General features: G+C 65.7%; 13 protein-coding genes. All 13 read right to left on the bottom strand.

The genetic code is table 11. The features are described 5' to 3' along the window. Positions 1–12 precede the first annotated feature (12 nt). The 13 genes from J5474_RS19560 to J5474_RS19500 all read right to left on the bottom strand — a co-directional run bounded on the left by J5474_RS19560 (position 13) and on the right by J5474_RS19500 (position 13,096). The gene (locus J5474_RS19560; RefSeq protein ID WP_209363236.1) at positions 13–561 is read right to left on the bottom strand and encodes a hypothetical protein; all 549 of its coding nucleotides are present in this window, start codon (positions 559–561) and stop codon (positions 13–15) included. Beyond that, positions 558–2,240 (bottom strand): glycine-rich domain-containing protein, encoded by a 1,683-nt coding sequence (locus tag J5474_RS19555; RefSeq protein WP_209363234.1) that lies wholly within the window; start codon positions 2,238–2,240, stop codon positions 558–560. Before J5474_RS19555 ends, J5474_RS19560 begins: the two co-directional genes overlap by 4 nt. After that, positions 2,237–3,895, bottom strand: a complete 1,659-nt coding sequence (locus J5474_RS19550) for a hypothetical protein (protein WP_209363232.1) — start codon at positions 3,893–3,895, stop codon at positions 2,237–2,239. Before J5474_RS19550 ends, J5474_RS19555 begins: the two co-directional genes overlap by 4 nt. A gap of 11 nt (positions 3,896–3,906) precedes the next feature. Next, positions 3,907–4,566: a hypothetical protein gene (locus J5474_RS19545; RefSeq protein ID WP_209363230.1), complete on the bottom strand. Its 660-nt coding sequence runs from the start codon at positions 4,564–4,566 to the stop codon at positions 3,907–3,909. Between the two features lie 7 nt (positions 4,567–4,573). Next, positions 4,574–5,254: a phage adaptor protein gene (locus J5474_RS19540; RefSeq protein WP_209363228.1), complete on the bottom strand. Its 681-nt coding sequence runs from the start codon at positions 5,252–5,254 to the stop codon at positions 4,574–4,576. Positions 5,255–5,292: 38 nt separating this feature from the next. Then, positions 5,293–5,799, bottom strand: coding sequence for a hypothetical protein (locus J5474_RS19535; RefSeq protein WP_209363226.1), 507 nt, complete (start codon positions 5,797–5,799; stop codon positions 5,293–5,295). Positions 5,800–5,851: 52 nt separating this feature from the next. Further along, positions 5,852–6,295, bottom strand: a complete 444-nt coding sequence (locus J5474_RS19530; protein ID WP_209363224.1) for a hypothetical protein — start codon at positions 6,293–6,295, stop codon at positions 5,852–5,854. A gap of 79 nt (positions 6,296–6,374) precedes the next feature. Further along, positions 6,375–7,475 carry a N4-gp56 family major capsid protein gene (locus tag J5474_RS19525; protein ID WP_245216597.1) on the bottom strand — a complete coding sequence of 367 codons (1,101 nt, stop codon included), beginning with the start codon at positions 7,473–7,475 and terminating at the stop codon, positions 6,375–6,377. A gap of 123 nt (positions 7,476–7,598) precedes the next feature. Then, the gene (locus tag J5474_RS19520) at positions 7,599–7,796 is read right to left on the bottom strand and encodes a carbon storage regulator (RefSeq protein ID WP_209363222.1); all 198 of its coding nucleotides are present in this window, start codon (positions 7,794–7,796) and stop codon (positions 7,599–7,601) included. Between the two features lie 22 nt (positions 7,797–7,818). Continuing rightward, complete coding sequence (locus tag J5474_RS19515; protein WP_209363220.1) at positions 7,819–8,718, bottom strand: hypothetical protein; 900 nt, start codon at positions 8,716–8,718, stop codon at positions 7,819–7,821. Then, positions 8,702–11,026, bottom strand: a complete 2,325-nt coding sequence (locus tag J5474_RS19510) for a portal protein (protein ID WP_209363217.1) — start codon at positions 11,024–11,026, stop codon at positions 8,702–8,704. The genes J5474_RS19515 and J5474_RS19510 overlap by 17 nt, the downstream gene beginning before the upstream one ends. Beyond that, positions 11,016–11,465 (bottom strand): hypothetical protein, encoded by a 450-nt coding sequence (locus J5474_RS19505; RefSeq protein ID WP_209363215.1) that lies wholly within the window; start codon positions 11,463–11,465, stop codon positions 11,016–11,018. Before J5474_RS19505 ends, J5474_RS19510 begins: the two co-directional genes overlap by 11 nt. Then, positions 11,462–13,096 (bottom strand): terminase large subunit, encoded by a 1,635-nt coding sequence (locus J5474_RS19500; RefSeq protein ID WP_209363213.1) that lies wholly within the window; start codon positions 13,094–13,096, stop codon positions 11,462–11,464. Before J5474_RS19500 ends, J5474_RS19505 begins: the two co-directional genes overlap by 4 nt. Between the last annotated feature and the right edge of the window lie 49 nt (positions 13,097–13,145).

Here is a 13,145-nt window from a genome sequence, read left to right as displayed (position 1 = left end):
ATCCTACCGCAATCAGGTGATCTGCGCCAGTGCGCTTTCCAGCGCCTGCACGGCGGTGTCGATCTGCGCCTTGGAGGTGGCCTCGCGGATGGCATTGACCGCTGTCAGCCGCGCACACTCGATGGCTCCGGCCGTATCACGCCACATGGCAGCGAGGTTCAGCCAGATTTGCGCCAGCTCGTAGGCGCTGGGAGCTGTGATGCCGACTTCGGCGGCCAGCAGCGGGAAGTTGGACAGATCGTGAGGCAGGATCGCGAGCGCGGCGTAGGCCTTCGCCTCCGTTTCCTTGGCGAGGTAGACCATTTCCTGCCCGGGAATGGCAGTCATAAACTGGCACCGCGTCTTGCCGCAGGCGGCATTGACGTGCGCCAGCGCGGCGGCGCAGGCACTCTCCACGCCCTGCGCGACCAGTTGGCCGTCCTCCACGCGAAAATCGGGCAGCGCGGTCATATCGAAGGTGTCGGGGATCTCGATCCAGTCGTCGCGGTCCCTTCCGTCATAGGTGCCAGAGACCACGGTGTGGAGAGGTATGCCTGTCGATGTGTCGTAAAAGAGCTTCATGCCATGGCCCAAAAGGCATAGCTGACGCTGGTGGAGCCGCTTGTGGTGAGGACCGGGCGCTGGTTGGTGACAAAGGTGGTGCTGGCTGCTGCGGTGAGCGTCTTGCCGGGGGCGATTTCTATCCCGGATCCAGATCCACCTGAAATCCACCACAGACCCCGGTTCGGTGCTATGTCTGGGAACGGCGATGTCCCGGACGGGAATACGATTGTGCCCTGTGCCGTCACCTCTCGGGAGATCACGCCTGCGGGCTGAAGGTCGTACTGGTAGGTGGTCAGGCGCACGATTCCGGGCGCCCCATTGCCGCCGCGGGATTCGTCTGCGCCACCACCGCCGTTGCCAAGTCCCGCCGCCCCGACTTCGATGACAACGTTCGGGTCTGACAGCCCGGACACGTCGAAATCGGAGGTCGTGACGGCCTGTGCGGCACCGCCTCCGTTTGTCGGAGTGCCGCCTGTGCCCGTGCCGGGCGCCCGAGTGCTCGATGATCCGCCGCCGGCGCCGTTTCCGGTGGCATTCTGCCCGTTGACGCCTCTGGCTGGGGGGGTGTCTGATACCTTGGCGTCGGAAATCCCTGCGGCACCGCCCGCCCCGAAGCCGGGCAGGTCCTGGCCGTTCCAGCTGGGCGAGGCGGACGGGGTGCCACCGCTTGCCGTCCACTCCTGGATCAGCGTTGCACCATCATAAATCTTCACCTTACTTGCACCGCCTGGGGAGCCTTGCCGGAATTGGATCTGGTTGTTGTAGCCGTTGCCGCCTGCGCCCCCGCCACAGAGCTGGAAGCTGACTTTCTGGGTGCCGGGCGGAAGCGAATAGCTGGTGTTGGAAGTTGAAGTAACCATGGTTCCAGCGCCCCCCTCGATGAGGAAGTTGGCGTTGGCGATCTTGAGGCCGGTCTCGTCGGTATGCTGGATATACTCCTGCAGCCCATCGGTTCGGATTCGACCGGACAGAAAGCCGAAGCCAGTGCCGCCACCCGCCAGAGCCGTGCGCCCGATATACATGCCGTCCGATAGGAAGTCGTTCGCGCTGGTCTTACCTAGCGAGAAACCACCCGTCTCGTCGTCGATCACCAGCAGTTCGTCTATCGACATCATGCGGGCGTAAACGGAGCCATCGAGAAGGATCTGATCGGCGGAGACGCGGAAGGATGACACGTCGCCGTTGATCGGGTCGGAGGCGGCCACCAGTTCCAGTTCGCCCACCGCGCCGCCCGCCTTGGCGCGCAGCGCGTAGGTCGCTGCGGCGTAGCTGTTGAGGGTGGCGACGGCGCCGGAAATTGCGGTGATGCTGGCCTCTGCCGCGTTGAGGTTGGCCATGACGATGGAAATGTCGCCCGCAAGCGCCTGGTCCGCACTCTCGCGTTCGACGATCTCGGTCAGCACGGCTGCGTTTATGGCGGTGTCCGCGTCCTGGTACTCGCCGCGCAGGATGGCGCTGGCCTGGGTCAGTTCTTCCATCACGAATGTCTTGGCGGTGTAGATGTCGCGGTTGATCTGGTTGATCGCCTCGCGCACCTGCGGGATCTTCTGCTGCGCGACGAGGGTGTTGATGCCCTTGACGGTGGTTTCCACCCGCTTCGCCAGAGCCTGCAACTCTTCCAGCCGCACAGCGCGCTTGCCCTCCGGCCCGCGGCGTCCGGCGAGAAGCTCGATGTCCTCGCGGTTGCGATCCGTCACCCAATCAACTCCCGCATGCTGCCCGCGATGGTCGCGCGGGTGATCTTCACCTTGCCCTCGATTTCGATCTGCCAGCGCGTGCCCTTGCCATCGGGCAGGCGCAGAGAGGTATTCAGGGCGGTGACGGTATGCAGCAGCGCGCCGTCGCGGTAGATGCGCGCGGAAAAGCCGGTATCGGCCTCGTCCGCTCCCAGCGCCTCGCCCTCAAAGCGTGCTGCGGCGAAGGTGGTGGGCATGGTGAGCGCGGCGATCCCGGAGCGCCAGACCAGCGCACGGGGGGAGCCGGTCGCCGGGTCGAACTCATGGATCCCGGTTCCGTCCGCGTAGTGCAGCGCGCCGCTGGCAATGTCATGGCGCAGGACGGCGGCCACGGTGTCGGTCTCGATCCAGCCAGCGGCACCGTCCGCGAGGTCGAGAATGCCGGTCCGGGCTTGCCCGCCTGCGGTATAGGTGAAGACGTAGGCCCCGTCGTAGCGCCCGGCGCGCATGGTGGCGGGGTCCATGGCACGCCATGTCTCACGCGAGAACAGCCCGGCGGAGACGACATCCGCGCCGCCGGGGCTGATGGTCACGAGCCCGTCCCAGGTGGCGTAGAAGGCGCTGTGACCGAAGTCCACGACGCTGTCGGCGCTGACGCAGGGCGCGTTGATCTCCAACCGCTCCATCTGCATGTTCTCGGGCGCGGAGCCGTTGATGCGGTAGGGCGTGCCGGCGGTCAGGACGCCGAGCGTGCTGCCCATGGCGACGAGGGCGACGATGTCGTAGTCGGTCGTGAGCATGTAGCCTGCGGGCCATGCGTGCGGGCGGAAAGGTTCGCAGAAGTAGAGTTCCCGCCCCTTGAAGGCCGCCATCATGCCGTTCTGCATCGCCGTGAGGCCGTGCAGCCCGGAGATGGGCGGGTCGTAGAAGGTCGAGGGGATGGGTTCCTGCGTGGGGTCCGCCTCCGCGTCGTAGACGTAGCTGGCGGCCCCTGTGTTCAGTTCCTTGATGAACAGGAAGTCGGTGGTGCCGGAGGCGCCGGTGACGGCCCTGTAGACGCGCAGGCGGTCGATGCGGCTGCCGGAGGGGGGCGCGTCGGGGAAACCGATTGCCACGGTGCTGCCCTCGGTCACGTCGATGTCGGCTGAAGGCGGCGAGGGGAGCGATTCCTCGTCGAATACCGTGACCCAGGTGTAGGCGAACACCATGGTCTCGACCTCAAGCGGGATCGCGTCCACGAGGATCACCGGGTCGCCGCTCTCGCTCAGGACGATGTCGTTGTTGTCGTCGCGCAGGTACTCAGGCTCGGGCTCGGGCGCGGCCACGGCGATCCCGACGCTTGGCGGCGCGTTCGGGTATGGCACGGCGAGAGGGTACTCGGTGCCCGCAGGCATGACCTTCATCACCGGGTCGGTGCCCTCGGCCATAATGTAGAGCCTGTCGGAGGCCACGGGACCTGGTGCGACGCTGGTGCGCGCGGCAAAGGTGAGGATCTCGCCCTTGTGGAGGTGGAAATCCGCCACGGCGCCCGCCTGCAGGAGGATGCTTTCGTGCAGGGGGGCCAGCGCACCGCTCTCCACGCCGCAGTTGCGGGCCAGCGTCGCGGCCTGCGGGGGCAGCTTGGTGTCGTCGAGCTTCGGGATTGCGCCCTTGAAGGTGTCGATGCTGATACGCATGGCGGACCTCCTCAGAAGAACTGCGGCTTGACGCGAGCCTTGGCCGCCACCTGGCCCTTCATGTGGGACGAAGCGTGGCGCTTGATGCCCTCGTCGAACCGCACGAGGTGGTACTGCGCCAGCGCGCCATCGGTCCACGGCTGGCGCGGCATGATGAACAGGCGGTGCAGCGCGCCGGAGGCGATGATCTCGCCGTACTGCGTCAGGTAGAAGGCCGGGACCGTATCAAAGATGTCGCGGGGGATGCCCGCCGCGTCCAGCTCGTACTCGCTTTCATTGCGCGGGCGCAGGAAGCAGGAGAGCGTGAGCTTGCCCTCCTGGAAAGGCACGACGGAGACCTCGTCCGGGCCAACCTGCGTGATGTATCGCGGGACGCCGATCTCCCCAAACTCGCTGATGTCGAAGTCCGTGTACTGCGTGGGTGTCAGGGCCACGCTATCGTCGAAGGTGGCGTGCTCGAACTCGATGATGGAGGCATAGGGCGGCGACACGATGAAGCGGCCCTGCCGGGTCAGCTGGATGGTGACAAGTTGGCGCCATGCCTTGGTGCGTTCGGAGAACTCGATGGCGGCCAGGCGCAGGACCTGGCCGACGAGCGTGACGGGGGCCTCGGGCGTGTGCGGCTGCACCAGTCGCTCGAAGTCGCTCAGGGGAATTGTGGGCGTGGCCATTTAGGCCTCACGAGTTGGGCGCGGAGCCGGTGGTGTTGACGTTGGCAACCATCTCGATCTGCTGGCGCAGGCCAATGGCCTTCTCGAAGAGGTTGAGGTGGTAGGCTGCGCGTTCCGGGTTGCCAGCCACGTCCATGTCCTTGGAGAAGGCGCGATGCAGGATGTAGTTGACCAGCACCGATCGATAAAGCGGGTCGATCCCGATCTCGGCGGTGTAAGCGTCGATGTCGAAGGGGTCAGCGGGCGCCGCAATCACAGGCGGGTTGGCGGCAACCGTCACCTCGATCTGCCCGGTTCCGTCGTTGCCCGGGAATACATAGAAGGTCCGGCGGTCGGCCTTGTCCTGGACGATATGGCGGGCAACAGGCGAGAACGGCACGCGAGTCGTGCTGTGCCAGTTGGGTATCTGGGTATCGAGGATTTCGCGCAGGACCGGCGTGATGACGGGGCCATCGACGTTGCGGATTGCGCGCAGCAGCAGCGAGGCGGTGTCTGGCAGAGCCTGTTTGGTGCCCTGAACGAGGACGAGAACTGTGTTTTCGGAGAAGACGGCGGGGGAGATCATCGCAATGGTCTCAAGGCCCTCGTTGAGCCACCCCAGAAGCTCCGTGAGCGGCCACCGAACGGCGCCCCCGTCCTGTAGGATCGTGGTCGCGGCTTGCAGCACGGTCTTGGCAATCAGCGGCATGGGTACGATCCTTCAGGACAGCCGTTCGTTGGGAATGCTTACTCGCCAGAGGGGGCGTAGTTTTCGAGAATGACCTCGATGACGGTATCGCGTGCGCTGTTGCCGTGGGGCTTGCGGCCACGCAGGCGCTTGAACTCCTCGGCAAGCTCGTCTTCGGTCATCTCGTTGAGCATGGCCTCGCTGTAGGGCGGGCCGCCTGCGTCCTTCTTGGGCTCCTTGGCGGGTTCCGCCTCCGCCTCGGGTTCCTCGGCCTTCTCCGGCTCTTTCTCCGGGGCCTGTGCGGGCTCGGGTTCCGGTTCCTTGGCCTTCTCGGGCTCGGGTTCCTGCTTCGGGGTCACGGGTGCGGCGACTTCCGGGATGGCGGTCACCGTCTCGGTGGCAGGGCGGTAGCCCTCGCGGATGGCAAGGAAGGTGTCGACGTGGTCCTCGTCCTCGACCTCTGCCACATGAGGGCCGTTCGGGCGCTCTGGCATGAAGTGGTAGGCGGTGGTGTCGAGCGTGACGCGGGTGCCATGCTCGCGTTGGATGATGGATTCGATCTTCATGCGTGGTCTCCCGGGGCTGTGGCCGGGGCCGGTCTCCCGGCCCCGTGCCGGATCAGAACGTGTACTTCAGCAGCAGCTTGACGGTCTTGGTGCCGCCTGCCGCGATGTTGGCGCTGAACTTCAGCCCGAGACCGCGATGGACCTTGCCCGGCGTCACGGCTAGGAGATTGGCGGTCGCCAGCCGGATGGAGGCGTTGTGCGCCGCGATGCCTGACTGGATGGAGAGCGCCTCGACGCGGGCGTTATTGGCCTCACCCTCGTTGCCCGACAGGGTCACGAGGGTCGCGGTCACGCCGGCGCCAAGGTCGCCGGTGATGAGTTCCGCTTCGATCATGCGCGCGCCGAAAGGCAGCGGGCCAATTTCGAGAATGTCCGACGCCGCGGTAAAGGCGGCGAGGAAGGCGTGTTCGTAGATCGCGGCGGCGATCATGCCCGCATTGCGCGGGTTGGGCGGCGTCTCGCGGCCCGAGGTGATGGCGGGGGTCTGGTGCAGCATGCCTCGACTGTCCTTTCGCGTCGCACTGTGGCAGTGGCACGCGCCTCAGTCGGCGCGCTGTAGGTGGGTGACGCGCGCCTTATGCGGCGCGCGCGCTCTTGGCTGCGGTGTCGATGGCGATGGTGCCGAACCGCTTGCCGTTGAAGACGGTCGCCTTCATGCCGACGATGGTGCCCGCGATGACGATGGGTTCGTTGTCCCCGTCGATCTTGTCCTCGAACCAGGAGAACCGGGCGCCGCCAGAGGTGCCGTAGGCGATCACGCCAGCCTGACGGCCGAGGAACAGCGCCCGCGCGGCGTGGACGTTGGAGCCCGCGCCGTAGTCGCGAGCCCGCACCACGCTCTCGTGGCAGTGCAGGATGACGTTGTTGATCATCCCCAGACCGCCCTTGAATATCTTCGAGGCGCGCCCCTCTGCCCCTGCGGCGGCCTTCGAGATTTCCAGCCACCCGGTGGCACCCACGGCGGTGCGCATGTCGCGCTCCTGGAAGGGCGACATGACGACGACGTAGTGATCCTCGCCTTCGACCGTGACGGGCTTCATGTTCGCCGTCTTGGGGTCCTGGGCGCGCATCATCTTGGATTCCGAGGAAACCACTTCGATGACATCGCGGTTCATCGTATCGGCTGCGGTGAGCGTGGCCTTCGATGCGACTGCGCCGGGGTAGAAGACGTGCTGGGCGTCCGGCGGTTGGATCGCGTTGCCCGCGTGGCCGGTCCAGTCCTCGGGCTCGATGAAGTCCTCGTTGATGCCGCGCATGCCGGAGAGGTAGATGAACTTCAGCTCGTCCATGTACTTCGCCCAATATTCCGCGAGGCGGGCCTTGGCGACCTTGCGCAGGTCGTGGACCGTGCGCTTGCGGGACATCTTGCCACCGGCGGAGACCGACTTGCGGGTCTGGTCGATGATGACCTGGTCGGTATAGAAGCGCAGGCTCTCTTCCTTGCCGGTCACGCGGTCATCGCCCGTGGTGGGCTTGCCGCGCAGCTGCACGGAGAGGTCGAAGGACACACGGTCGCCCGTGTCGCCTTCCAGCTCGGTCTTCTGCTCGATGATGTTGTTGTCGCCCTTGCCCTCGAACTTCTTGGTGAAGTAGCCCGCGGTATTCGTGTCGACGGCGAGTTGGGAGCCCCACTTCATCTGGGCTTTCGGGTCGCCCCAGGGGATGATGGTCTGCATCAGATGTCCTCATGCTGGCGTTATTGCACCGACACGAGCACATCATGCGCTCCGTATATTCCTGCCTCATACCACATGAGGCGTGGTTATGGAAGGGGGCGCGCAAGCGCCCCCTCCGCGCCGTCAGGACCGGCGCTGCTCTACAAGCACGGGGACCCCCGTGTTACGCTTGTGCACGATGTTCGTGCTGCGGGGAGCCGAAATCTCAACGCGAAGCTTGCCCTCGGTGGCCGAGGTGATCTCCAGTATGATGTCGTCCCCGATGCTGACGCTGTCCCCGTTCTTGAGGCGTCGCACCAGCGTGGTCCTGTCGTCCTTCATGTCCCCTGCCCCTTTCCGGGTGTCAGTAGTTGTACTTCAGGTACCGCTCGCGGTCCGCCTCTGGCAGGGTTGCGAGATGTGCCTCGTAGGCTTCCGTGTCCGTCGCGGCCAGTTCATCGAGGGCCTGGAACGGGTTGTCCCCGGTGCGGCTCGCATCCGAGACCGGCACGCGGGCCAGCGTCTGGATCGGGTCGCCAAGGCCATCGGCGCCCTTCGGCACCTCTGCTTTCGGCTTGGGCGCGGGCGCTGCGCCCTTGAGAGCCGGGAAGCTGCTCAGGCCCATGTCGGCGGCGGTGGCGGCCACGGCCTTGTGGGCGATGCGCAGGATCTCGGCGTCGGGCTTGCCCGCGAAGGCCGGGTTGGCAGAGACCGCGCGTACCTGGGCGTCGAAGGCCCGCAGATTCCCCATGTTCTCTGGCGTGTTGGCCAGTTCGGGATACTGCGCGAGGTGGGTCTCCACGCTCGTGCGCCACGCGGTGACTTCCTGCTCGTGCGCCGATGCCACCTGCGCGCGCTGCGCCACGATGGCATCGCGGGCCGTCTGGATGTCGTTGAGCTTCTGCTCGTATTCCTCGTCGCTCAGGTCTCCGTCCGCGTAGGCGGAGATGGTGTCCTTCTGTTGCGTGCCGAAATCAGCCAGTTGGCGATCCAGATCAGCCAGATCAGGCATGGGCTCGCGCTGCGGCTCCGGCTGGGGTGCTGCTGCCTGCGGCTGCGGTTCGGGCTCGGCGGCGGCTGCTGCGGCCGGGGCGGGATCGTCGTCGGCGGGTATGGTGTCCTCGCCGTCCGCTGCCGGAGCCGTCTCGTCGCCGCCACCCGGCTCGTCGTCGCCTTGTTGCTCGCCATCGCTGTCGTCGTCCTCCATAAGGGCTTCGCGCTCTTCGTCCGTCAGGAGAGCGAGGTCTTCATCGCTGTACGCCATTGGGGATGCCTCCTTGTGCTGGCATGGGGGGTTGTGCCGGGGCCTGCATCGGCATCGGCTGTGGTGGTTGTGGGGCCGGTTGCGCGGCGGGTGCGCCCGCAGTGAGGAGCGCGCCTGCCTTCGCTTCGGCGTCGGCCACGATGGAGTCGGCCACGCCGGAGAGGTGGCGGTTGGCCATGATCGCGGCTGCGGCCTCCATCGCGCGCACCTTCTGGTCGATGTCGGCGCCCTCGAGGTCCGCGAGGAGCTTGCCCATCTGGGCGACAAGCTGCTGCGTTTCGGCCTCGGTCTTGTCGGCCTTGGCCTCCGCCTCGCGGGCCTTGGCCTTGATCGTGGCAAGCTCTGCACCTGCCGCCTCCTCCGCCATGGCGGCCTGCTTGGCCTCCTGCTCCTTGCGGGCAACGGTCTCGGGGTCGGGGTTGTTCGGATCCGCGTCCGGGTCCTCGGCGCCGGTGATCTGGCGGATGCGCTTCACCAGTTCCTCGCGCTGCGGCACGTCCATCGTCTCCACCAGCAGGTCGAGCGTGGCGAGCACGATCTGCGGCGCGGTGCCTGCCAGCATGCCCATCAGTTCCAGCAGCTCCTCCACCTGCGCCTGGCGCAGAGTGGCGTTCCAGTCGTCCTCGGAGATGACGAAATCGGCCTTGAAGCGGGTGATGTCGTTCGCCGGGTCTCCGTCATTGAGCGAGACCCACGCGGGGTTGCCGCGCTTGTCGGTGATGCGGATCTGCTTCTCGGTCGAGATGAACTGCTCGGAGAGCGAAATCATCTTCTCGCCGTGGATCTGGCGGCCATAGCGCAAGTTGTCGAAGATCGCGGCGGTCGCCAGCGCGCCCTGGTCCTGCCGGGCCGTGATTGCCTTGCCTGAGGTGGCATTGGTGGTCCGGCCCATGTTCTCGTCGGTGACGCCGCCGACCTGCTGGATCATCATGAGACCGCGCGACATGAGGTCGATGTGCTCCCGGGCCAGCTGCCGGTCGTCCGCGATCTCCAGGTGCAGACCCGGGTTCTTCTCGATGATCGAATCCGGTCGCGCGGCTTCCTCGCGCAGGTCGTTGATGTCGTCGACCGCGCCCTTGTCCATGATGATGCGGCGGGTGGAGAGGATGTGCAGCGCCTTGGACGCGCGCTTGTTCACGTCGGACTGCGGATCGCGCATGCCGCGCACCACGCCATAGGGCAGGCCCGTGGCGGCTCGGCGGTAGCAGAAGATGGGCGTGAACGGGTAGCGGTTGTGGCGATAGGGGCTCGGCGCCATGAACAGCAGGCCCTTTTCGCACATCACCGCGATGTGCATGCGGGCGCGGACCTTGCGGACCACGGTGGCGCGGCCCTGCTCGATGTCCGCAAGGTGGCCCGGGGAGCGGCGGTCGAACAGCTCCCCCGCGAACTGCCCGCCGGTGATGAAGCTGTCTTCTTGGAACACTCGGAACCACGCCTCGATCAGGCGGACGCGGCGGCGGGCATCGAAGGTCGATCCGTCGCCGTAGATGCCTCCCTGCTGCGCGTAGTCGTCCTCGGCCTCGTCCATGGTCTCGTCGCCCGAGCCGAACAGGCTGCGGCTGAAATCGTAGGTGGAGTCCGCGGCCCGCGCGAGGATGTCTTTGCGCATGGGGAACAGCGCCTGGGCAGTATCGAGATCCACCCACTTGTTGCGGAAAATGTAGCGCCCGTCATCGAGGTCCATCTCGGTGGCGAGGCTGTCGTAGACCATGTTCCGCCACGATTCGTAGCGGTCATAGACGGGCTCGCCCTCCTCCTCGCCCTGCACGCCGCTCTCGATCCAGCCAATTCCGGCCACGACCACGTCCTTGAACATGCGGGATATGCTGAACTCGCTCCGGTTAACGTCCGCGAGGTACTTCAGCAACTCGGACTTGCGCTCGGCATCCTGCGAGCCCTCCTTGCGGCGGGGCAGGATTCGGGCGTCCGTCCGGCTGCGGCGCTCCGTGCCGAGCAACCAGTTGATGGTGGTGGCGATGACGTTGTAGGTCAGCGGCTGCTGGCCGCGCTCCATCAGCACCAGCTTCTCGAAGGCGGTCCACTGCTCGTTGTCGTAGAAATCCTCGTCGCGCGCCTGCTCGGCCCGGCTTTCGCCCTGGCGGTGCAACTCGCGCTCGTAGTGCCCCATAAGGCGGCGCCAGAGCTGGACCATGGCATCGGCGTCCAGCTTGCTTGATTGCACCTTGGGGGTGATGGCCTGCCCGAGGTCGAGGCGGTCGATGGGGTCCTGCGCCTTGCGCGAACGGAACGTCAGGTCGCCCGACTGGTCGCCGGTGCCCTCGACGTTGTTGCGGTCAGTGAACATGGTCGGAAATCTCCCGGTCTCGGGTCTTCCCGGAGTTGGCGTCTGTGATGATGGCATCGGCCACGACGGCGCTGTGCGCGACTTCCACGAGGGGAGGCATCATCAGCAGGTCGCCCAGGTGCTCGCGGATGATGGAGGTGATGCGGATCATGGTCGCCGGGTCCGTGGCGCTCAGTCCCAGCGCATTGACGGCCTCCATGGTCATCCAGACGCAATCCTCCGGATCGCCGGCCGTCTCGTCCCACATCCACGCGTTGTCGATGCTGACGACGTAGGGCGTGACGCGCTCGAAATGGCGCTTGATGAGCGAGGGAACAAGGACGAGGCAGGGGCGCTTGTTGGACATGGTCCATGTCTGGATCACGGTCACGTCGCCGTAGACGTGGCTCTTGTGCTCGAAATTCAGGTCGATCTCGACGGTACGGGTCTGCTCGGTCATATGATGAGGCCTCCCATGCGGCGGCGCGGGTCCGCCTTTTTCTTGTTGGCGTTGGCGTTGGCGGATTCGATGCGGCCGTAGGTGGTGCGGCTGTAGGCCTGTGCGCACTGGCGCAGGGCGTCGGCGGCCTCGGTGTGGCCGGTGTGCTTTTCGGGCGTGTCCTCGAAGGTCGAGGTGCGCGTGTTGAACCGCTTGCGGTAGGCCTCAATGTGGGCGATGCCCGCCTTGCATCCTGCCTCGTCGAACCAGTATTCCGCGAATTGCTCCCGGGTGAGCTGGATGCCGTGCTGAAGGTCGGAGACGCGGGGCACGATCTGGAATTTCCAGTCGGGGGCGAGGCCGCGCAGCATGTCGATCGGTTTGCCGACCTCGTGGGCCAGCTGGCGCTCGTGGGCCGCGTCGTGGGGCAGGAAGTGCCAGCCGAACACCTGGCCGGTGGCGCGGAGAGCGTTGACGAAATAGGCGTAGGGCTCGCCCCAGCCCTCGATGAACAGCGGGAAGCGCAGCGCCATGCCCACATCCTGCATGAGCCAGACCGCGGTGCCGTCGCCGGAGCCGATGTCCCAGAACGTGTGCACGGGCACATGGGACACGAACGGCACGCGGGTAATACGGGACTCGGCCCTCATGCGGGCGATCTGGGCGGCGTAGTAGGTGCCCTCGATGGAGCGCATCCAACACTCGGCTGGCGTCGAAGGGTATTCCCGCCACATCTTTTCTGCGTCGCCGCTCATGTCGTTTTCGAGCTTGGCGACGTACCAGCGACGCTGTGCGAGCGTCAGGTCTACGCCCATCTCCTCTTCGACCTTGTCGAATGCCTCGTGCTGCTTGGCGCTGATCGGCGTGTTGTCGTTGGCTGGTGCCCGGTATTCGGGCATGAAGTGCCAGGCAAAGAAGTGGAACCGATATTCGCCCATGCCGAGCGGGCGCGGATCTGCGGCGCGGGCCTCGGCGCGTGTGGCCATATCGTAGAACTCGCCATCGCGCCCTTCAGCGGTGGATTCGATGATGGCGATTCCGGTCTTCGGCACGGCCTGCAGGGAGCCAGTCTTGATCTCGACTGCCTTGGCGGGGAACTTCGCGCCGATCTTGCCCATCTCGGAGACGTGCAGCCGGTGGATGGTGCCGGAGCGCATGGATGTGGCGACGCGGATGGTCGAACCGTTTGCGAAGCCCATCATGCGCTCGGTGCGCTTTATGACCGGGAACAGGGATTTGACAGCCTCGGGCAGGTTGTCATAGGCGAAGGCGACCTTGTCGCGGAATATCGTCTCGGCGTCCTCGCTAGTGTGGGCGATGATGCCGACGCGCTGGTTCGGGGTGAACAGCGCGTGGTCGAGCCACATGATGGCGATCAGAGTTGTGAAGCCGAGCTGGCGCGCCTTTAGAATGATGTTGCGATAGTGCAGCGCATTCATGAACAGGCGCTGCGCGCCATTAGGCTTGAAGGGGATGATTTCACCGGGCTGGCCGGTTTCCTCGTCGTCCTTGGTCAGGATCTTGTAGAGGTAGCCCCCGCATATCCGCCAGCGCCACGAGGAGCATGCCCAGAGAAACTCGACCGGCGTGGACGGGACGAAATCCTCCGGCACCTCTTCGAGGTCGGCTCGATATGCCGGAAGTGCCGTCATTGCAGGCCCGTCTCGTGGGCCAAAGAACGCTGCATTCCACTCGATTGCC

Origin of the sequence: Sagittula salina (assembly GCF_017813235.1) — a bacterium.
GTDB classification, from domain to species: Bacteria; Pseudomonadota; Alphaproteobacteria; order Rhodobacterales; family Rhodobacteraceae; genus Sagittula; species Sagittula salina.
The sequence above is the reverse complement of the archived record's forward strand: the minus strand, read 5'-3'. Positions and strand labels throughout refer to the sequence as shown.

Excerpts from the sequence above, each read along its gene's own strand:
- J5474_RS19560 (WP_209363236.1), bottom strand. The coding sequence starts at position 561 with ATGAAGCTCTTTTACGACACATCGACAGGCATACCTCTCCACACCGTG.
- J5474_RS19550 (WP_209363232.1), bottom strand. The coding sequence starts at position 3,895 with ATGCGTATCAGCATCGACACCTTCAAGGGCGCAATCCCGAAGCTCGAC.
- J5474_RS19545 (WP_209363230.1), bottom strand. The coding sequence starts at position 4,566 with ATGGCCACGCCCACAATTCCCCTGAGCGACTTCGAGCGACTGGTGCAG.
- J5474_RS19540 (WP_209363228.1), bottom strand. The coding sequence starts at position 5,254 with ATGCCGCTGATTGCCAAGACCGTGCTGCAAGCCGCGACCACGATCCTA.
- J5474_RS19535 (WP_209363226.1), bottom strand. The coding sequence starts at position 5,799 with ATGAAGATCGAATCCATCATCCAACGCGAGCATGGCACCCGCGTCACG.
- J5474_RS19530 (WP_209363224.1), bottom strand. The coding sequence starts at position 6,295 with ATGCTGCACCAGACCCCCGCCATCACCTCGGGCCGCGAGACGCCGCCC.
- J5474_RS19525 (WP_245216597.1), bottom strand. The coding sequence starts at position 7,475 with ATGCAGACCATCATCCCCTGGGGCGACCCGAAAGCCCAGATGAAGTGG.
- J5474_RS19520 (WP_209363222.1), bottom strand. The coding sequence starts at position 7,796 with ATGAAGGACGACAGGACCACGCTGGTGCGACGCCTCAAGAACGGGGAC.
- J5474_RS19515 (WP_209363220.1), bottom strand. The coding sequence starts at position 8,718 with ATGGCGTACAGCGATGAAGACCTCGCTCTCCTGACGGACGAAGAGCGC.
- J5474_RS19510 (WP_209363217.1), bottom strand. The coding sequence starts at position 11,026 with ATGTTCACTGACCGCAACAACGTCGAGGGCACCGGCGACCAGTCGGGC.
- J5474_RS19505 (WP_209363215.1), bottom strand. The coding sequence starts at position 11,465 with ATGACCGAGCAGACCCGTACCGTCGAGATCGACCTGAATTTCGAGCAC.
- J5474_RS19500 (WP_209363213.1), bottom strand. The coding sequence starts at position 13,096 with ATGACGGCACTTCCGGCATATCGAGCCGACCTCGAAGAGGTGCCGGAG.